Source organism: Desulfarculaceae bacterium, from assembly GCA_020444545.1.
GTDB lineage: Bacteria > Desulfobacterota > Desulfarculia > Desulfarculales > Desulfarculaceae > Desulfoferula.
The window spans coordinates 156,263-175,818 of the sequence record JAHLKT010000001.1 but is presented as its reverse complement, the minus strand read 5'-3'; the positions used below and the strand labels follow the sequence as shown (position 1 = coordinate 175,818).

Annotated in this window: 14 protein-coding genes and 1 tRNA gene; 4 read left to right on the top strand and 11 right to left on the bottom strand. The window is 65.7% G+C overall.

The window, feature by feature from the left end; genetic code table 11:
* From KQH53_00815 to alr, 7 genes are all read right to left on the bottom strand, one after another.
* Positions 1–453, bottom strand: coding sequence for an N-acetyltransferase (locus KQH53_00815; GenBank protein MCB2225187.1), 453 nt, complete (start codon positions 451–453; stop codon positions 1–3).
* Positions 454–523: 70 nt separating this feature from the next.
* Positions 524–1,162 carry a hypothetical protein gene (locus KQH53_00810; protein MCB2225186.1) on the bottom strand — a complete coding sequence of 213 codons (639 nt, stop codon included), beginning with the start codon at positions 1,160–1,162 and terminating at the stop codon, positions 524–526.
* A 15-nt stretch (positions 1,163–1,177) separates the two neighbouring features.
* The gene (locus tag KQH53_00805) at positions 1,178–2,044 is read right to left on the bottom strand and encodes a formylglycine-generating enzyme family protein (GenBank protein ID MCB2225185.1); all 867 of its coding nucleotides are present in this window, start codon (positions 2,042–2,044) and stop codon (positions 1,178–1,180) included.
* 89 nt (positions 2,045–2,133) lie between these two features.
* The gene (locus KQH53_00800; protein ID MCB2225184.1) at positions 2,134–2,829 is read right to left on the bottom strand and encodes an SPOR domain-containing protein; all 696 of its coding nucleotides are present in this window, start codon (positions 2,827–2,829) and stop codon (positions 2,134–2,136) included.
* Positions 2,830–2,834: 5 nt separating this feature from the next.
* Entirely contained in the window at positions 2,835–4,499 is a 1,665-nt protein-coding gene (gene argS, locus KQH53_00795) for an arginine--tRNA ligase (GenBank protein ID MCB2225183.1), read from the bottom strand.
* On the bottom strand, positions 4,496–4,672 hold the full coding sequence (locus tag KQH53_00790) for a hypothetical protein (GenBank protein MCB2225182.1): 177 nt from the start codon (positions 4,670–4,672) through the stop codon (positions 4,496–4,498). Before KQH53_00790 ends, argS begins: the two co-directional genes overlap by 4 nt.
* A 57-nt stretch (positions 4,673–4,729) precedes the next feature.
* Positions 4,730–5,872 (bottom strand): alanine racemase, encoded by a 1,143-nt coding sequence (gene alr / locus KQH53_00785; protein MCB2225181.1) that lies wholly within the window; start codon positions 5,870–5,872, stop codon positions 4,730–4,732.
* Between the two features lie 102 nt (positions 5,873–5,974).
* On the opposite strand from alr, the gene KQH53_00780 reads away from it, so the two are divergent.
* A tRNA-Arg gene (locus KQH53_00780) sits at positions 5,975–6,051 on the top strand.
* Positions 6,052–6,289: 238 nt separating this feature from the next.
* On the opposite strand, the gene KQH53_00775 is transcribed toward KQH53_00780, so the two are convergent.
* Genes KQH53_00775 through KQH53_00760 form a run of 4 tightly spaced genes read right to left on the bottom strand, consistent with a single transcriptional unit; the run spans position 6,290 to position 15,772 of the window.
* Positions 6,290–7,366, bottom strand: a complete 1,077-nt coding sequence (locus tag KQH53_00775; protein MCB2225180.1) for a two-component system response regulator — start codon at positions 7,364–7,366, stop codon at positions 6,290–6,292.
* 2 nt (positions 7,367–7,368) lie between these two features.
* Positions 7,369–10,113, bottom strand: coding sequence for a response regulator (locus tag KQH53_00770; GenBank protein MCB2225179.1), 2,745 nt, complete (start codon positions 10,111–10,113; stop codon positions 7,369–7,371).
* Positions 10,114–10,117: 4 nt separating this feature from the next.
* Positions 10,118–10,645: a 4-vinyl reductase gene (locus tag KQH53_00765; GenBank protein MCB2225178.1), complete on the bottom strand. Its 528-nt coding sequence runs from the start codon at positions 10,643–10,645 to the stop codon at positions 10,118–10,120.
* Positions 10,646–10,663: 18 nt separating this feature from the next.
* Positions 10,664–15,772, bottom strand: coding sequence for a transporter substrate-binding domain-containing protein (locus KQH53_00760; GenBank protein MCB2225177.1), 5,109 nt, complete (start codon positions 15,770–15,772; stop codon positions 10,664–10,666).
* Positions 15,773–16,042: 270 nt separating this feature from the next.
* Here KQH53_00760 and KQH53_00755 point away from each other — a divergent pair, with 270 nt between their 5' ends.
* From KQH53_00755 to KQH53_00745, 3 genes are all read left to right on the top strand, one after another.
* On the top strand, positions 16,043–17,779 hold the full coding sequence (locus KQH53_00755) for a thiamine pyrophosphate-binding protein (GenBank protein ID MCB2225176.1): 1,737 nt from the start codon (positions 16,043–16,045) through the stop codon (positions 17,777–17,779).
* 20 nt (positions 17,780–17,799) lie between these two features.
* On the top strand, positions 17,800–18,354 hold the full coding sequence (locus KQH53_00750; protein MCB2225175.1) for a hypothetical protein: 555 nt from the start codon (positions 17,800–17,802) through the stop codon (positions 18,352–18,354).
* 191 nt (positions 18,355–18,545) lie between these two features.
* The gene (locus tag KQH53_00745) at positions 18,546–19,367 is read left to right on the top strand and encodes a DUF1194 domain-containing protein (GenBank protein MCB2225174.1); all 822 of its coding nucleotides are present in this window, start codon (positions 18,546–18,548) and stop codon (positions 19,365–19,367) included.
* The last annotated feature ends 189 nt before the right edge of the window (positions 19,368–19,556 follow it).

The following is a 19,556-nucleotide window of genomic DNA, read 5'->3' as shown; positions in this document are numbered from 1 at the left end:
CTATAGCTCCAGCAGCATGGCGATCTCGTCGCAGTCGGGGAACTTCACGCAGTTGAGGCAGTCGGCCCAGATCTTGTTGGGCAACTGTTGCTTGTCCACTTCCTGGAAGCCGTAGTGGGCGAAGAACTTGGGCACGTAGGTCAGCGCGAAGATCTTGTTGAAGCCCAGGGTGACCGCCTCGGAACAGCAGGCCTCCACCAGCTTGCCGCCCCAGCCCTCACCCTGGCGCTCGGGCAAGACCGCCAACGAGCGCACCTCGCAGAGATCCTCCCAGCAAAGATGCATGGCGCAGGCGCCCACGGCCTGGCCCTCCGCGTCCTCGGCGATGACGAAGTCCCTGAGGAACTCGTAGAGGTCGGTGAGGGGACGGGCCAAAAGCACTCCCTGGCCGCCGTAGTGGGCCAGGAGCCGGTGAATGAAGCGCACGTCTTGTTGGCGAGCTTTGCGTATCATGCCTGCCGCTCCGGGTGAAAAGGACGTTTCATTGTAGCGTGCAGGCCAGGCTGGGTCAAAACGGCAAGGATCAGGAGCAGGAAGTGGTGCATTTCTTGGGGACCTGCGTGCTCAGACCGAATTGGTTGCCACGGTATGTCTTGAGCAGGCCTTCAAAGAAAGTTTGGAAGGAATCGATCACCTTGCGGTCGAAGCGGGAGCGATGCCCCCGCGACAGGGGGGTGAAGGCCTTGTAAAGGTCTTGCTTCAGGGGCACCGGGTTTTCCGGGCCCGGATAAACGAAGGCGCCTTCGGAGGCGATCAATACGTTTTTCCCCGAAAGGTCGTGGGCCTTGTTGGCTTGGTTCTCTGCCAACCCGTTGGAATGCATGGAGGGTTGTTGGGTGAACTCCGTCAGGCCGGTTTCCTTGTTCACTTCGGGCTTGTAGATGTTGTCGCCCAGGCGGCGGATGGGGTCGTCCGACTGCATGTCCGCTTTTTTTATTTCAAACTCTTCCCAATATTTCTCAAAGGGAAGCGTTCGCTCCACTTGCATGGCGTAGAGGAGCTTGTTGCCCTGAGCCCGGCGGGAGAGGCCGGCCACATAGTCACCTGGTTTGGCCACCCGGCGAATGATCGGCTTGCAGCAAGCCAGGGTGCAGAAGCCGTGGAAGGGGTTGGGCGCGAACCCGGTTGCGTGGGTCACCACGTATACATAGAGGTCCGGCATACCGGCGGCCCGAGGTTATTTGGTCTCGCGGACCAGGCGGAAGCCCAGGGTCCCGTACTTGGAGGCGGGGTGGGCGAAGTTGCGGTTGGCCGAGCGCAACACCAGGGGGCCGCCGAACCAGCTGCCGCCCCGGCGCACCCGCCACTCGCCGTTCACCGGCCCCAGGGGGTCGCTCACCGGCCCCTTGGGGTAGGGGGCCAGCCAGTCGGCCACCCACTCCCAGACGTTGCCGTTCATGTCGTAGAGCCCCCAGGAGTTGGGCGGGAAGCTCTTGACCGGCGCGGGGGCGTCGGGTTTGAGGCCCCGCTTCTCGTAGTAGGTCTGGCACTCGCTGGTCTTGCGGCTGTTGTTGGCGTACATGGCCAGGTTGCAGTTGATGCCGTCGCCCCAGGGATAGGGGCCTTTGCTGCCCGCCCGGGCGGCGTATTCCCACTCCGCCTCGGTGGGCAAACGGTAGGTAGCCTTGCCCATGTGGTTGAGCTTGTAGATGAACTGCTGGGTCTGGAACCAGGAGACCTGCACCACCGGGGAGTTGGGCCCGCCGGGGCGCTTGGCGGTGAACCAGCGGGAGCCCATGACCTCATGCCACTGCTTGAGCGTCACCTCGGTGGTCTGCATGTAAAAGGGCTGGGTCAGGGTGACTTTGTGCTCCTCCTCCCGGTGCTGGTGGCCCACCTCGCTGTCCGGGCTGCCCATCATGAAGCTGCCCGGCGGAATGAGCACGAATTCCATGCCCAGGTCGTTGCTCACCTCTTTGGGCAAGGACGCATATTGGGCCGGCAGGGCGCCGTAGTCGGGTTGGCTCCAGGCCGAGGCCGGGCCCAGGCAGACCAGGGCCAAGGCCACCAAGAGGACGGCGAGGCGATGGCGGGAATGGTTCATGGACGCTTCATCCCAAAAAACTTAGGTTGCGGGGTGTTCTAGCTTGCATGGTGCCACAGCCGCGCGGGCTGCCACAAGCCCCGGCGCGGCTAGTCGGCGCGGGTGACGTAGGCAGCCAGCTTGTGCTGCAAGCGGATGCGGCTGGCCGCGCCCTGGGCCGCGTCCAGCTCGGCATAGGGGCCCACCCGCACCCGGAAGCGGCGGCCCGCCCCCTGCACGTTCACGATAAGCATGTAGGCCCTATAGCCGCTGTCTTGCAGGCGGCGGGCCAGGTCCAGGGCCTGGCGCTTTTCGGAGAACGACGCCACCTGCACCGCGAAACGGCCCTTGGCGTCGGCGGGCTTGGCCGTGGGCACGGCGGCGGGCTTCTCCGGGGCCTTGGCCTCGGGGGCCGGAGCGGGGGAGGGCTTGTCCGGGGACTTGGCCGCCACCTGGGGCACCGGCTTGGCCTGGGGCGCGGGCTTGGCGGTTGGTTTGGCCGGGGCCGTGGCGGCGGCCGGGCGCTGCTGCTTCACCCGGTCGTAGAACTTCAGGTCCGGATCCTTGAGGCGCTGGGGGGGCGGCGGGCTGTCCGGGCCGAAGAAGCGCTCCCAGCCCACAGCCTGCTTTATGCTTGCCACCTGCTCCGGGTTGGCCAGGGAGCCCTGGCCCACCAGCACCCCCAGGATGAAGGCCCAGCAGATAAGGAAAGCGCTGAGCGCCCACAGGGCCCAACGCGAGCGCGGCTTGGTCTCCTTGGCCGCCTCGCGCCGTGGGCTTTTTTGGGTGCCGCGCTTTTTCAGCATGGGGCCTACATCTTGTCCGGGGCGTGGACCCCCAGCAGGCCCAGGCCGTTGGCCAGCACCTGGCCCACCGCCTGGGTGAGCACCAGGCGGGCCGCGCTGACCCCGGGGTCGTCCACCAGCACGTGGGAGGCGTTGTAATAGGAGTGGAAGGCTCCGGCCAGCTCGTGCAGGTAGTAAGTGACCCGGTGGGGCTCCAGGGCCAGGGCCGCGCCCAGCACCAGCTCGGGGAACTCGGCCAGACGGCGGGCCAGGGCCACCTCGGACTCGTCGCTCAGGCCGCTGAGGTCGGTGTTGGCCGGGTCGGGCAGGGGCACCCCCTGGTCGGCCGCCTTGCGCAGGATGGCCCGCACCCGGGTGTGGGCGTACTGCACGTAGAACACCGGGTTGTCCATGGACTGGGCCTTGGCCACCTCCAGGTCGAAGTCCAGCTGGGCGTCCGAGCGCCGGGTGAGGAACAGGAAGCGGGCGCTGTCAGAGCCCACCTCGTCCACCACTTCGCGCAGGGTGACGAACTCGCCGCCCCGGGTGCTCATGGCCACCGGCTCGCCGTTGCGCAGCAAGTTGACCATCTGCACCAGCACCACGGTTAGCTCCTCGGGCTCGCGGCCCATGCCCGCCAGGGCGGCCTTGACCCGGGGCACGTAGCCGTGGTGATCCGCGCCCCACACATCGATTAGCCCGGTGAAGCCGCGCTGAAACTTGTCCAGGTGATAGGCGATGTCGCTGGCGAAGTAGGTGATCTCGCCGTTGGAGCGCTTGACCACCCGGTCCTTCTCGTCGCCGAACTCGGTGGCCTTGAACCACAGGGCGCCCTCGGACTCGTAGATGAGGCCGCGCTGGCTCAGGGCGTCGAAGGCCCGCTGCACCGCGCCGCCGGCCACCAGGGAGCGCTCGCTGAAGTAGTTCTCGATCTTCACCCCAAAGGCGGCCAGGTCGTCCCGGATGCCGTCCAGGATCTTGTTGCCCGCCCACTCGCTGGCCAGGGCCACGGCATCGTCCTGGGGCATGTCCAGCAGGCCCGCGCCCTGGGGCGTGGCCATCAGCTCCTCGGCCAGGTCCTTGATGTACTCGCCCTTGTAGTGGTTGTCCGGGAAGGGCTCGCCGGAGCCCCGGAGTTGGCGGGCGCGCACCAGGACGCTCTTGCCCAGGGTGGCCATCTGGTTGCCCGCGTCGTTGAGATAATACTCGCGTGGGGCCTCGAAACCGGCGAAATCCAGCAGGCGGGCGATGGTGTCGCCCAACACCGCACCCCGGCCATGGCCCACGTGCAGCGGGCCGGTGGGGTTGGCGGACACGAACTCCACCAGCACCTTCTGGCCCGCGCCCGCCTCGCCTTGGCCGTAGCTTTCGCCGGCGGCCAGGATCTGGGGCAGCACGGCCAGCCAGGCGGCGGGCTTCAAGAAAAAGTTGATAAAGCCGGGGCCCGCGATCTCGGTGCGCTCGATGACCTCCGCCGTGCCCAGCTGGGCCACCAGGGCCTCGGCGATTTGGCGGGGGTTCTTCTTGCAGGGACGGGCCAGCTGCATGGCCAGGTTGCTGGCCAGGTCGCCGTGGTCGGCCTGCTTGGTCTTTTCCACCACGAACTCGGGGGCGCTCACCTCGGGCAGCTCGCCCGCGGCGCAGGCAGAGGCCAGGGCTGCGGTTAGCAAATCACTGATGGTCTTCTTCATGCCCGGTCTTCGTCCTTGTCCCTGGGTAGGCCCATGTCGCGGGTGTAGTCGGCGCATTTGATCACCGACCCCTGCTCGTAGGAGTACTTCTTTTTGCAATCCACCCGCCAGGCGCAGACCACGCACATGGTGGGCTCGGCCGAGGTGATGGGGTCTTTGGGTTTGTCGCTCATGGGGCTAATTCTCCACGCAAAAGAGCAGCCCAAAACTACCTTTGCCGCCCTCCGGGGTCAAGGCCGGTGCACCCGGCGGTTGGCCGCCCCCAGGGAGCAGGTGATCTCGTAGGATATGGTGCCCGCCCATGCGCCCAGCTGGTCGGCGCTTATTTCTGCCTCGCCCGAGGAGCCCAAGAGCACCACCTCGTCGCCCGCCGAGGGCAGGGGATCGAAGCCCGCAAGCTCCACCATGAAGGCGTTCATGCACACCCGGCCCCGGATGGGGGCCAAGCGGCCGTTGATGAGCACCGAGGCCGCGTTGGAGGCGTGGCGGGGGTAGCCGTCACTGTAGCCCGCAGCCACCACGCCCAGCCAGGTCTCTTGGGGCGCCTCCCAGGTGCAGCCGTAGGACACGCAGGTCCCGGCGGGCACCTTTTTCACCAGCGCCAAGCGGCTGGCAAAGCGCATGGCGCCCTGTAGCTCCACCCGGCCCGCGCTGGCCTCGGCGGGCAGGCCGCCATAGAGGCTGATGCCCAGGCGCACCAGGCCCGGCCCCCGAGGCGCGCCTTGGGGAGGGGCCAACACCCCGCCGCTGGCCGCCAGGCTGGACTGGGCCAGGGCGTGGCCCTTGGCCCGCGCCTCGGCCAGGAGCAGGGAGAAGGCCTCGGCCTGGCCACGGGCATAGGCGTCGCCGGGCTCGCCGCTGGTGGCCAGGTGGCTGGCCAGGCCCTCCACCCGGAGGCCGGGCAGGGCGGCGGCGGCGCGCAAAAGCTCCAGAGCATCATGGGGATGCACCCCCAGGCGGCTCATGCCGGTGTCTATTTTTAGATGACAGGCGGCCTCCACCCCCAGGGCCTTGGCCGCCCCGCTCAGGGCGTCGAATTCTTCCATGCTGGTAAGGAAGGGGATGAGATCGTGGGCGGCCACCTCCTGGGCGCTGTCCGGGGCCAGGCCCATCATCACCAGGATGGGGCCCTCGAGGCCCGCCCGGCGCAGGAGCACGCCCTCGCGGGGCACGGCCACGGCCAGGGCCTCGGCCCCCTCGGCCTTGAGCCGCCGGGCCACGGGCACCATGCCGTGGCCGTAGGCGTCGGCCTTGACCACCCCGGCCACTCCCAGGCCGGGGGGCAACAGGGAGCGCAGGGCGGCCAGGTTGGACGCCACCGCGTCCAGGTCCACGGTCACCAGATTGTCGGGATTGGGTGCCACCCGGGTCATGCGGCCTCCTTTGCCTCGCGGTCTATATTCCCATCCCGGCCCCTGCCTGGCAAGCTCGGGGCTTTACACCGCGCCTCCAAAGGTTAGAATAGTCCGGCACACGCGCCAGTAGCTCAGGTGGATAGAGCAGTGGCCTTCTAAGCCACCGGTCGGGGGTTCGAGTCCCTCCTGGCGTGCCAAAAAAAATAAGGGGTTAGCCATTTCGGCTAACCCCTTTGCTGTCACCATTTTTAGGGTTCATCACCATCTTCGATATCAGGGATCGTCCCATTGCCGCCGCCATGACCCCAGCTTGGCAAAGGCAGGCAGGTTCGATTTATCAATAGGCCGAGCGATGTCCCGGCATGGCCGATGCGCCATGACGGAGGAAACCGTCTCCTCGTCCGGGCTCCGCCATCGCTCGAGAGGGGGCCCGGCTCAGTCCTGATCCTCGAACTCTTTGGCGATGTCGGCGAACTCCTGGTGCATCTCCAGGAAGGTGTCCACGATGTCCGGGTCGAAGTGGGTGCCGCGGCCATCGCCGATGATTTGGACCGCTTGCTCGTGGCTGAAGGGCGGCTTGTACACCCGCTTGCTGATCAGGGCGTCGTACACGTCGGCCACGGCCATGAGGCGGCCGGATACGGGGATATCCTCGCCGGCCAGGCCCTGGGGATAGCCCGAGCCGTCCCACTTCTCATGGTGGGTGTAGGCGATGTCCTTGGCGTGGGAAAGGAACGAGGGCCTCTCCTCCAGGTCGAAGACCTCCTCGGCCTTGAGCAGGGCCTGGAAGCCCAGCTCACAATGGCTCTTCATCACCGTGAACTCCCCGTCGTCCAGCTTGCCCGGCTTCAGCAAAATGGCGTCGGGCACCCCCACCTTGCCGATGTCGTGCAAGGGGGTGGACTTGAATAGAAGCTCCACGGTGTCGCCTCGCAGGGCCTCGGCGAACTTGGGATGATCGCTCAGCCGGCTGGCCAGGGCCCGCACGTAGCGCTGGGTCCTGAGGATATGCTTGCCGGTCTCGTTGTCCCGGGTTTCGGCCAGGGAGGCCAGGCTGTGGATGGTGATATCCTGGGTCACCTCCACCTCGCGGGTGCGCATGGCCACCAGCTGGTCCAGGTGGTCGCGGTGCATCTTGAGGTCCAGGTGGTTGTGCACCCGGGCCTGCACCTCGCGCACCTCGAAGGGCTTGGTGATGTAGTCCACCGCGCCCAGCTCGAATCCCTTGGTCTTGTTCTCGACCTCGGTGAGGGCGGTCAGGAAGATGATGGGGATGCTCCTGAAACGGGGGTCGGCCTGCAAGCGGCCGCACACCTCGTAGCCGTCCATGCCCGGCATCATGATGTCCAGGAGGATGAGGTCGGGCGGCTCCTCCTCCACCGTCTCCAGGGCGCTTTCGCCGTCCATGGCCACCATGATCTCGTAAAGGTCGCCCAAGGCGTCCACCAGGATGTCAACGTTGGCTTCGGTATCGTCCACCACCAGCACGCTGCATTCTTCCAGGGACTTCACGGCTACTGCCTTTCCTTCAGCTTATGCTGTAATGACTCCACTTTTTCCAGGGCAGGTTTGAATTTGTATTTCACGATCAGCTTGGCCAGATCGCCGATTTCGATGGACAAGTCGGGGGGCCAGGCCAGGGAGGTGACCCCCTCCATGGCCTCTTTGGCCAGCTTGGGTTTCCTGGTGCGCAGGTGGGGAACCAGCCCCTCCAGCGAGGCCAGCAGCTCCCCGGCGGTGGCCGGGGCCGCTTGGGCGGCGGCCGGGGCCGCTTGGCTCTCCCCCGCGCCCAGCACGGCCAGGGCCTCGGCGATCTCCCCCAGGCTTTGGCCGAAGGCCTCCAGCAAGGCGGGGTAGTCCGCCTGGCGCGCATCGCCGATGGCAGTTTCCAGCGCGCCGGCGGCATCCTGCAAGCCGCCCGCGCCCACGTTGCCGGCCACGCCCTTGATGCTGTGAGCCAGGCGCTGGGCCTCATCGTTCTGGCCCTTTTCCAGCAGCCCGGCGATTTCCTCGCGCCCTTGGGCATAGTCGTCGCGCAGCTTGATCAGGAGCTTGCGGTAAAGCTCCTTGTTGCCGCCCACCCGGGTGAGGCCCTCTTGCAGGTTGATGCCTTCGATGGCATCGGGCAGCTCGGCGGCGGGCGGGGCCGCGCTGGGGGCAAGCGGGGCGGCCGAGGGCACGAAGCCGCGCACCCCGGGCTTGATCCAGTGGCGCAGGGTTTTGAAAAGCTGGCTCACGTCGATGGGCTTGGCCACGTGGTCGCTCATGCCCGCTTGCAGGGCCTTTTCCCGGTCCCCGGCCATGGCGTTGGCGGTCATGGCGATGATGGGCAGGTCGTCGAAGCCGCCCTTGGCGCGGATGGTCCGGGTGGCGGTGTAGCCGTCCATCACCGGCATCTGCACGTCCATGAGCACGGCCTGGTAGCCGCCCTGGCCCACCATGTCCACCGCCTCCTGTCCGTTGCCCGCGATGCGCACTCCGAGCCCGGCCCCTTCCAATATCTCGCGGGCCACCTGCTGGTTTATCTCGTTGTCCTCCACCAAGAGCACTTGGGCCCCGTACAGGCCCTCTCCCTCGGGGACCTCGCCGCCCGGGCCGCGCCCCGCGCTGGTGTCGCGCTGGGTCTCCTTGCCGAAGGCGCTCATGATGGAGTCCAGGAGCAGGGAAGGGCTCACCGGCTTGATCAGGAAGCCTTCCAGGCCGATCTGGTCGGCCCGCTTCATGATCTCCTCGCGGCCGTAGGCGGTGACCATGATGATGGTGGGCGTGGTGGTAAGGCCGGGGTCGTGCTTGATCTTCTCCGAGGCGGTGAGCCCGTCCATGCCCGGCATCTTCCAGTCCATGAGCACCAGCTGGTAGGGCTGGTCCGGGTCGGCCTTGGCCAACATCTCCAGGGCCTCGGCGCCGTCGCGGGCCAGCTCGGCCTCGAAGCCCATGGAGTCCAGCATGCCCTCCAGGATCTCCCGGCTGGTCGCATTGTCGTCCACCACCAGCACCCGCATGCCCCTCAGGTCGGGATCGGGCGTGAGCTTCTTCTTGGCCTGGGCCCGGCCCAGCCCGAACACAGCGGTGAAGATGAACTCGCTGCCCTGGCCGGCCTCGCTCTCCACCCAGATCTCGCCCCCCATCATGTTCACCAGCTTCTGGCTGATGGTAAGGCCCAGGCCGGTGCCGCCGTACTTGCGGGTGGTGGAGCTGTCGGCCTGGCTGAAGGCCTGGAACAGCTTGGCCTGCTGCTCCGGGGTGAGGCCGATGCCGGTGTCGCGCACGCTGAAGCGGGCGTGCACCTGCTCGCCTTCAAGCTTGTCCAGCCTGGCGCTGATCACGATCTCGCCCTGGTCGGTGAACTTCACCGCGTTGTTGGCCAGGTTCACCAATATCTGCCCCACCCGGAGGGGGTCCCCCTTCAGGCTGCGCGGCAGTTCCTGGTCCAAGTCGAACAACAGCTCCAGGCCCTTTTCCTGGGCCTTGATGCCCACCAGGTTGGAGACGCTGGCCAGCACCTCGTCCAAGGAGAAGTCGATGCTCTCCATGTCCAGCTTGCCGGCCTCTATCTTGGAGAAATCCAGAATGTCGTTGATGATGCCCAGCAGGGCCTGGGCGCTGGCGTAGATCTTGTCCAGATAGTCGCGCTGCTTGGGGTCCAAATCGGTCTTGAGGGCCAAATGGCTCATGCCGATGATGGCGTTCATGGGGGTGCGGATCTCGTGGCTCATGTTGGCCAGGAAGTCGCTCTTGGCCCGGGTGGCCGCCTCGGCCTTGGCCTTTTCCTCGTCCAGGTCCTCCAGCATGTTCAGCATGGCCCGCCGGGTCTTGGCCAACTCCCCGATCTGGCTTTGCAGGGACTCGGCCGATTCCCGGCTCTGTTCGAAGGAGTCCTTGAGCTGGGCGGTCATGCGGTTGAAGGCCTCGGAGAAGTCTCCCATGAAGCCGACCTGCTGGTTGAAGTCGCCCGTGGCGATCTGCTGGGTGGTCCAGGTCAGGTTGCGCAGGCTGTTTTGCAGGTTCTTGAGCGAAGAGAGCAGGGCGCTGTTGCCCCGGGGCGCCTGGTGGTCGATGTCGCCCTGGGAAAGGGCCAGGCCCAGCGCGGCGGTGGCGTTGTACTCGGCGATGAACTTGTTGATATAGCCCACCGCCTGCTTGATCTCGTTGTCCGGAAAATCGGCGGGCAACTCGATGGGCGAGGGCGTCTTGCCCTTCGAGATCAGATAGAAGGCCTCGCTGATCTTGTCGATTATCTCTTCGCTGACCTGGAGCATCGCTTTAGGCTTTCGGCTTTACCTCGAAACGGCAGACCCGGTCTCCCGAGCACCAACAGTCGACCTCTTTGACATCGTACTCCTGTCCGGTGAACTCCAGGAACAGGCCGTTGATGAAGCCTTCGTCATAGGTGCAGATGTTCTCGTCGGTCAAGGGCAGGCCCGAGCAGTCCAGGTCCTCGGCCATGGTCAGGATGAAGTTCATGTCGGCCAGGTCGGCCTTTTCCACCCGGAGAATGCTGATGCTCAGGTCGCTGAGCAATTGCTGCAACTCGATGACGAATTGGTTGAAGTCTTCCTTTTGGGTGATCATGTTCCGGAAAAATTGGCGTCCGGCCGAGCGCCCGGCCCGGAAATAAATGCGGTCGGCCGCCTCGGGGCCGTACTCCTGGATGATCACGTCGCGCAGGGTGAACTGCATCAGCCGGTAGACCTCCACGCTTATGTTGTTGCCCAGGTTGGGGCGTCCCTCGGCCACGTCGCCCAGCATTCTCCAATCGAACAGCAGCTCGTCTCGCTCTTCCTTGAACATGGCTGGTCTCCCTTTCCCTTACTGTAGATCGCTCTGCTCGACGATCTTGTATTTTCTGTCCTTGCCGGCCGTTTCCAAGAGCTGGTTGATCTCTTGCTTTAGGGCGATCATGCGCTCCTCGCGCCCGATGGTCAGGCGGCTGAAGCGCTCCAACTCGTCCAGGTTGCGCCTAAGCTCCTCCTCGGCCTGCTTGCGCTCGGTGATGTCCCGGAAGGTCACCACCGCGCCCAGCACCTTGCCGTCCTTGGCGATGGGGGTGGAGGCGTACTCCACCGGGAAGGAGGAGCCGTCCTTGCGCCAGAGCACCTCATCCTCGATGTGGTGGGGCTGCCCCTTGGTGTAGGAGGCCCACATGGGGCAATCCTCCACCGGGTACTCGGAGCCGTCGGCCTGGTGGTGGTGGATCAGGTCGTGGACCTCTTGCCCCATGATCTCTTGTTCGGAGAAGCCCAGCATGTGCAGGGCGGCCGGATTTATGAAGGAGATGCCTCCCGAGGCGTCCACCCCGAAAATTCCCTCCCCGGCCGAATCCAGGATCGACCGGCTACGCTCCTCGCTTTGGGCAAGCGCCTCCTCGGCCTCCTTGCGCTGGCTGATGTCCACGAAGCTTTCCAGCAGGTATTCCTTCTCCCCGAACTTGATGGGCACAACCGTCTTCAGGATCGGAATCTCACCGCCTTCGGCGGTCAGCAGAATACGCTCGGAGTTGTCGATGCTCTGCTTGTGGTCGGTGATGGGGCAGTCGTTCTCCGCCTTGGGGCAGATGAACTGATGGCACTTGGCCCCGATGATGTCTTCCCTGGACACGCCGATCATCTCCTCCGCCAGCGGGTTGGTGTCGAAGATGGTGTGGTTCTCGGGGTCGATGATGACGATGCCCGTGTTGATGGAGTTGAGAATGGTGCGGACCCTTTGCTCACTTTCCCTGATGGCCTCTTCGGCCTTCTTGCGCTCGCTGATGTCGCGCACCGTGCCCGCCGCGAACCACTGGCCCTCCAGCTGGAAGGAGGACAGCGTCACCTCCACCGGGAACTGCTCGCCTTGCCGGTTGCGGCCGGTGATCTCGGTGGTGGTGCCCAACACCGGGCCCTCGCCGGTGCGCGCGAAATGGGCCAAACCGGGCCGGATCTTGTCCTGGTACTCCTCGGGCGCGGTCAGGCCGTGGTAGTCCTGGCCCAGGGCCTCGGCTTCGCTGTAGCCGAAGAGCCGCTCCGCCGCCGGGTTCCAGAACATGATCTTGCCTTCGCCGTCGATCATGATCAGGGCGTCGCCCACCGCCTGGCTCATGGCCTTCACCTTGCGCTCGGCGGCCTGATATTCATGCTCGGCCAGCTTGCGCTCGGTGATGTTGAGGATGAAGCCGTTGTAGGCGAGTTCGCTGTCGGAAATGCGGGAGGGCGTGGCGCTGACCCTTATCCAGCCGATCTCCCCGTTAGGCATGTAGATGCGCACCACCATATTGAGCTTCTGTTGCTTGACCAGGGAGCGGTTTATCTCTCCGATGGCCCGTTCCTTGTCGTCGGGGTGGAACTGGAGCAGGCGCTTCTCGGCGATGATCACCTCCGGGGGCGCTCCCCAAAACTCCTCGGCCTGCTCGTTGACATAGGTGAAGCGCGCCTGTCCGCCGGCGGTGGCCACGAACTGGAATATGGTTCCCGGCACGTTGGCGGCCATGCTCTTGAAGCGCTCCTCGGCCATTCTGCGCGCGGTCACGTCCAGGATGAATCCGGTGGCCAGCAGAAATTCCCCGCCTCCATCGGCGGCCGACGCGGTCAAGCGGACCCACTTCTCCTCCCCGCCCGGAGGAATGATGCGGGCCTCGAGATCGACGTACCCTTCCGCCGAAATGGAGGCCTCTATCTCCTGGTTCACCCTCGCCTGGTCTTCTGGGTGCCAGGGAAGCAGGCTCTTGTTCGCGATGATCTCCTCGGGCGTGGCGTTGAAGAACTCCTTTGCCTGGGGGCTCAGGTAGTGGTACTCCCGCCGGCCGTCGCGGTGGATGTTCATCTGAAAAATTGCCCCGGGCACGTTGGCCACCATGGCCGCCAGGCGCTCCTCGGTCTCCTTGCGCTGGGCCACCTCCCGGGCCATGCGCCGGTTCCAGATGATGATCACCGTCAGGACTATCAGCACCACCGCCGCGGCGGTGCCTCCCGCCCTGGCTATGAAGCCCCAATCGATGCGCCCGGCGAAGTGGACGTTGATCCATCGGCTGGTAATGGCCGCCTTTTCCTCGGGGGTCATGGAGTTCAGGGCCCTCTGCACCATGGCCGCGAACTGGGGCCAGTCCTTGCGCACCGCCATGGACAGCTCGAAGTTGTACCCGGTGGTGGCCGCGATCTTGAGCTTCTTCAGGCCCATTTCCTTCAGGTGATAGTTGACGGAGGCTATGTTGCCCACATAGGCATAGACCTCCCCTTCGCTAACCTCCCTGAGGCCTTGCTCGATGTCTTGCACCGGTTTGAGGCGCAGCTCGGGATGGTCCCTTTTGATCAGCTCGAACACGGCGTAATCCCGGGGCACCGCGATGTCCTTGCCTTTCAAGTCCTCCAGCTTGACTATGACCGGCACGTCATCGCGGGTGACCACCACCACCGGGAAGCTGAGGTAGGGCCGGGAGAACAGCAGATACTTCTCCCGCTCGGGGGTGCGCATGGCCGCGGGCAGCATTTGCACCTCGCCCCGGCGGGCCTTGGCCAGGACCTGCGGCCAAGTGAGCCCGGGGGCCGGCTCTAAAGCAACCCCGAGCTTCTTGGCCAAAACCTCGCAGAGCCCCGCCGCGATCCCCTGATAATCCCCTTCCTCGCTGATCCCCTCGAAAGGCATCCAGGCCGGGTCGATGCCCAGGGCGATATGGGGGTGCGCGGCCAGCCACTTTTTGTCGGCCGCGGAGAGCACCAGCTCCTTGGTCGCCGCCTGGCTGCCGACGGAGATCGGCAGCCATTGCTGCTTGAGGCGCTGCTTGGCCCCGGGCGGGGTGGCATCCAGGGCCTTTTGCAAGATGCCGCAAAGAGCCGCCTGGCTCTTGAGGGTGGCCATGTGCAGGCTGGTGGCCTCCGGCTTGTCCAGGACGACCTCGTCCACGATGCGCACGTTGGGGATTATGTTCTCGTTGAGGATGTGGGTGATAACTCCCAGGCTGCCCACAAAGGCGTCCGCCTTTCGCAGGGACACCGCCTTGAGGCCCTCCAGGACGTTTTTGACAAAGACCTGTTTGATATGGCGATGCTTTTCCATGAGCAGGCGGCTGATGGAGAAGCCCTCGATCACGGCCAGCTTCTTGCCGGCCATGTTCTCGAGGTTGCGGATGTGCGACTCGCCGTCGCGGGTCACGATCACCGTGGGGTTGGCGGCATAGGCCTTGGTGAAGGCCATCTCCCGGACCCTCTCCGGGGTCTCGTACACCGCGGGCAGGATGTCGATCTCGCCCTTCCTGAACTTGACCAGCAGCTCTTCCCAGGTGAAGCCGGAAACGAATTGCAGGTTCAGGCCCGCTCTTTCGGCCGCCAGGCGCAACAGCTCGTTGGAGTATCCGGTGGCCCGGCCGGCCTGCACGAAGTCGAAGGGTGGCCAGTCCATCTCCGCCCCTGCCACGATGGGCCTCTTGCGCGCGGCCAGCCACTTCTTCTCCGCCGGGCTGAGCACGAACCTTTTGCCGGTGTTGGCGAAGTGCTGCATGGTCTCGTCGGGCACCCAGCGCTTCTCGATGGCCAGAATCTCTTGCCGGGTAATGGCCGCCAGGCCCTTGTTCACCACCTCGAGGAGTCCGGGCTTGTCCTTGGCGACGCCCGCTTGCAGTCTTTCCGCCGATAGAGGCGTGCCGTCCCAGGTGATGTCGCCGCTGTAGCCCATATGGACCAGGGTCTCGTTGAAGGAGGCGGCCACCGCGGCCACCGCCCGCACTTCGCCTTTCTGCAGGGTGCGGGCCAGGCCGGCCATGCTGTCGATCTGCTCGAAGATTATGCCCGGATGGCGCTTGGCCAGCAGGCCGATTAAAAAGGAGTCCTTGAGCACCCCCACGTTCTGGCCGGCCAGCCGCGACGGGTCCACCGGCCCGTCGGAGGTGCGGTAGAACAGGGCGGTGTTGATGGTGAACAGCGGATGGGAGAGCTGCATCCACGAGTCCATGTAGGGCTCGCTTATCAGGCCGGCAACAATGTCCACCCCGGCGTTGCGCACCCGGTCGATGAGGCCGGAGCGCGTTCCGAAGACGAACTCGATGCGCCTCCCGGTCTTGGCCGCCCAAAGTCGCCAGATGTCCACCAGGATGCCGGTGGGCCTGCCGGTGGTGGACAGCGAGCTGAAGGGCTGGTTGTGACGCTCGCAGCCCACCAGGAGCACGCCCTTTTTGCGGCCCTGGGCCATCCCGCTCCAGCGGCGCTCGATAGCCACCCGTTCGGCCCGGCTGATTTTATCCAGCCCCTTGGCCACGATCCCGGCCAGCTCCCCGTTGCCCTTTTTCACCGCGGCCCGGAACTCGGCGCTGTAGAGCGGCTTGTCGGGCAGGAAGGTGTAGTCGGAGATCAGGTTCCACTTATTCAGGAAGTAGAGCCCCACCGGGGTGTCCGAGGCGAATACCCGGATCTCGCCGGCCTTGAGGGCGGTAAACATGTCATCGTAGGTGTCGAACTCGGCCAGGCCGGCCTCGGGAAGCTTGTCCCGGAGGAACTCCACCAGGAAATCGCCTTTGATCACTCCCACCCGGTAGGGGGCCAGGTTCAGCACGGTGTTGATGCCGTACAGGCCCTTGTGGAAGAAAAAGGTGCTGCTGGTCCGGCAAAGGGGGCCCGCGAAGTCCAGGTATTCGGCGCGCTGTTTGCTGTAGAAGCAGCCGCCGTGCACGTCCACCTTGCCCTCGGCCACCAGCTTGAGGGTCTGGGCAAAGGGGGCGGCGACGAACTTGACCTCGATGCCGGTCTTGGAGGACCACAAGCGCCAGGTGTCCACCAGCCAGCCCCAGGGATGTCCCTGGCCGTCCACCGCGTTGAAGGGGGGGTAGTCCTCGCCGATGGCCACGGTGACGCTTCTCGGCGCCTCGGCGGCAAAGGCCGTGGGCGCGGCCGCCAGGGCCAGCACCAAGACAAAAGCAATAAGCCAACCAAGGCAGCGGGGCAGTTTTGCAGCCATTGGGCCTCCGAAGGAGAACTTATTTTGCAGGTGAAATGACTATATCCCACGAATGCCAAGCGAATAAAGCAAGAATTGCCTTTGCTCCCCAAGGGGGCCGGCCGTAATTACGCGGCACGGACGGTGCGGTTCTTCGCGCCCGCCCCGGTTGCTTCCGCTTCCCGGCTTCCTTTACCATTTTAGTAGCCGATATCGGCTATCCCCCTGGGTGCGCCACGGGGCGGCGAGTCCCCGGCCACCCTTAACCAGGCCGCAAGGCTCGGAGGCGCCATGACTCCCAAAGTGACCACCTATCTGCTGGAAGCGCTCAAGGCTGAAGGCATCTCCCACGTGTTCATGGTGCCCGGCGGGCTGGTGGACCCTTTCCTGCCCGCCTTTTCCGAGGTGGAGGGCCTCACGCCCATCGTGGCCTGCCAGGAGGGCGGGGCGGCCTACATGGCCGACGGCTACGCCCGGGCCAGCAACCGCTTCGGGACCTGCCTGGTCATCGGCGGCCCGGGCATCACCAACACCGCCACCGCCGTGGAGGCGGCGCGCACCGACGGCTCGCCCATGCTGGTGGTCTCGGGCCAGGTGCCCACCGACTGGGAAGGGCGGGGCGGCTTTCAGGACTCCAGCCCGGCGGCCCTGGACGACATCAGCATCCTGCGCCCCCTGAGCCTGGCCTCCTTCGCGGTGGAGAGCCCGGCCCTGGTCCGCCACCACCTGCGCGCCTGCCTGGAGCGCATGTTGGCCGGGGGGCGGGGCCCGGTGCACCTTAGCCTGCCCTTGGATGTGCAGAAGTCTCCCAGCGAGGAGCCCTGGGCCCCGCTGGACGGCTCCCACTACCGCCCGGCCGTGGTGGACCTAAAGGCCATGGAGCGGCTATGGGCCCTGCTGGCCCCGCCGGAGGGCGGCGCGGGGCTGGAGAAGATTTGCATCCTGGCCGGGGCCGGGGTGGAGAAGGCGGCCGCCTGGGACGAGCTGCGCCGCTTTGCCGAGCGCTACGAGATTCCGGTGGCCACCACCCTCAGGGCCAAGGGCGTGTTGCCCGAGAACCACCGCCTGAGCCTGGGGGTGTTCGGCTACGCGGGCCACCGCCACGCCATCGAGACGATGCTTTCCGGCGAGGTGGAGCTGCTCATCGTGCTGGGCTCGGGCCTGTTGCAGCGCGACAGCATGTTCTGGGACCCCAAGATGCTGCCCCAGCGCAGCCTGGTGCACGTGGACATCGACCCCACGGTGCCCGGCCGCACCTGGCCGGTGGAGCTGCCCCTGGTGGGCGACTGCGGCCAGGTGCTGCGCGAGCTGATGAACCCCGAACCCGCGCGGGACCAGGCCCTCAAGAGCGGCATCCCGGCGCGCGCCGCCTGGCTGGAGGGCATCCGCGCCCTGGGCGGGCAGTACTACGACGAACAGAACCAGGGCAGCGAGGCGGTGCCCCTGCACCCGGCCCGGGTGATAGCCGAGCTGCGCAAGGCGATGCCGCCCGAGGGCGCCCTGGTGGTGGATTCCGGGGCCCACCGCGCCTTTGCGGGGCACTATTGGAAGGCATTGCGGCCCCATACCTATTACTCGGCCACCAACCTGGGGCCCATGGGTTGGGCCATCCCCGCCGCGGTGGGCATCAAGGCCGCCCGGCCCGGCACCCCCCTGGCGGTGATCACCAGCGACGGCTGCATGATGATGCACGGCATGGAGATCCAGACCGCGGCCCGCTACGGCCTGCCCGTGGTCTACGTGGTGCTCAACAACAGCGCCCTGGCCAACGTGTGGCTGCGGGCCCACCAAGAGGGGCCGGGCCCGGACGCGCTGACCAGCCTGCCTACCCACGACTGGGCCGGCTTCGCCCGCTCCTTGGGCCTGGAGGCGGCCACCGTGAGCCAGCCCGGCGAGCTGGCCGGGGCTTTCGAACAGGCCCTGGGCTCGGGCAAGGCCTATTTGTTGGACGTGCGTTGCGACAAGAAGTTCACCACCCCGGTCACCCCCTACAGCCAGGCCAAGAAGGAATGGGTGGATGACCACTAGCCACTTGGAGGCATGAGCCCATGGCGCGACTTCCCGACCCGGTGGGGCATCTGGGCCCCAAGGCCCGGCGGCTCTACGACGAGCTGGCCGCCAAACGCGGCCGCATCGACGGCATGTACCGCTCCCTGCTAAACCACCCCGACCTGTTGGAGCACGTGGCCCAGCTGGGCACCTATTTCCGCTTTGGCGACTCCACCCTGCCCGGCGAGCTCAGGGAGCTGGCCATCCTGCGCTTCGCCCGTTTGGCCGGGGTGGGATATGAGTGGTGCAAGCACGAGCCCGTGGCCGTGGGCCTGGGCCTGAGCGCCGACCTCCTGGCCCAGCTCCAGAACGGGGAAAAGCCCGACGGCCTCACCCCGGTTCAGTCCTTGGTCCACGACGCGGTGGAATACGTGTTCCGGGCCGAGTCCTTGCCGGCGGAGTTGCAAGCCGGCCTGGAAAAGGAGCTGGGCCTTGAGCCCATGATCGAGCTGGTGGTGCTCTGCGGCTTCTACGGCATGATCGCGCGGGTGATCACCAGCTTTGACGTGCCCCTGCCCCCGGGGTGCCCCGATCCCTTTGCGCCGGAGCCCTAGGGCCGCCTGGAGCCGGGAGCACGGCAAAGCAATCATTGTAGGCCCGCCAGGCGGCCGCCGGGCTGGCAAAATTTGGGGTAACTGGTTGCATCCCCCGGTTTATTGGGCCAGAATAAAAAACTGCCCCAACAAACTTCGTTTTTTTAAAGCGTGATGCTTCGTAATAGCCTGGCGTTTGAGAGGGAAGAATAATGTCGCTGAAGAAGACCGCCATGCTGGTGGCCCTGGCTTTGTTGCTGCTGGTCCCGGCCGCCTCGCGGGCCGACAGCATTCCGGTGGACCTGCAGCTCGCCCTGCTGGTGGATGTGTCGGGCAGCGTGAGCAACTCCGAGTTCAACTTGCAGATGCAGGGCTATGCCCAGGCTTTTCGCAGCGATGAGGTGATCTCGGCCATCGTGGGCAACGACATCGGGTCCATCGCGGTGAACATGGTGTTCTGGTCCGGCCGCAACCAGCAGGCCACGGCGGTGGACTGGTTCTACATCGGCGACGCGGCCACCTCCTTCGACTTTGCCAGCGCCTTGAGCGAAGTGAAGCGGCCCTATTCGGGCAGCACTTCCATCTCCGGGGCCCTGAGCTACGCCACCAGTCTTTTCGCCACCGACGAGACCTACCTGGCCACCAAGGAGGTCATAGACATCTCCGGCGACGGCACCAACAACCAGGACCCCTACGGTCTGAACCTGAAGACCGCGCGGGCCGACGCCTTGGCGGCGGGCATCGTGATCAACGGCCTGCCCATCGGCAACAACAGCCTGGCCGAGTACTACTCCAGCAACGTGATCGGCGGGGACGATTCCTTTATCGTGCAGGCGCGCAACTACAGCAGCTTCAGCGAGTCGCTGCTCAAGAAGCTGGTGACCGAGATCTCCAGCGTGCCCAGCACCGGAGGCGGCGGCAGCGCGGGCACCCCCGAGCCGGGCACCATGCTGCTGATGGTCTCCGCCCTGGGCGCGGTCGGCGCGGCCCGTCTGCGCCGCCGGCGGGGCAAAAAAGCCACCCGCCGCGCCTAAGCGCCAAGGCCACAGTCAACGGGCCGCTGCCCGGGGATTTATTCCGCCCCGAGCAACGGCCCGAGTTTTTTGGCGCTTTTATGGCCAAGACTCTCCCCGCGGGCCGTATATTTAATTTGCAATAAATCCAAATGCTTGGATGTGGTGCCAAAATTTTTTGGAGGCCCATGCTTGACTTTGGGGATTAAA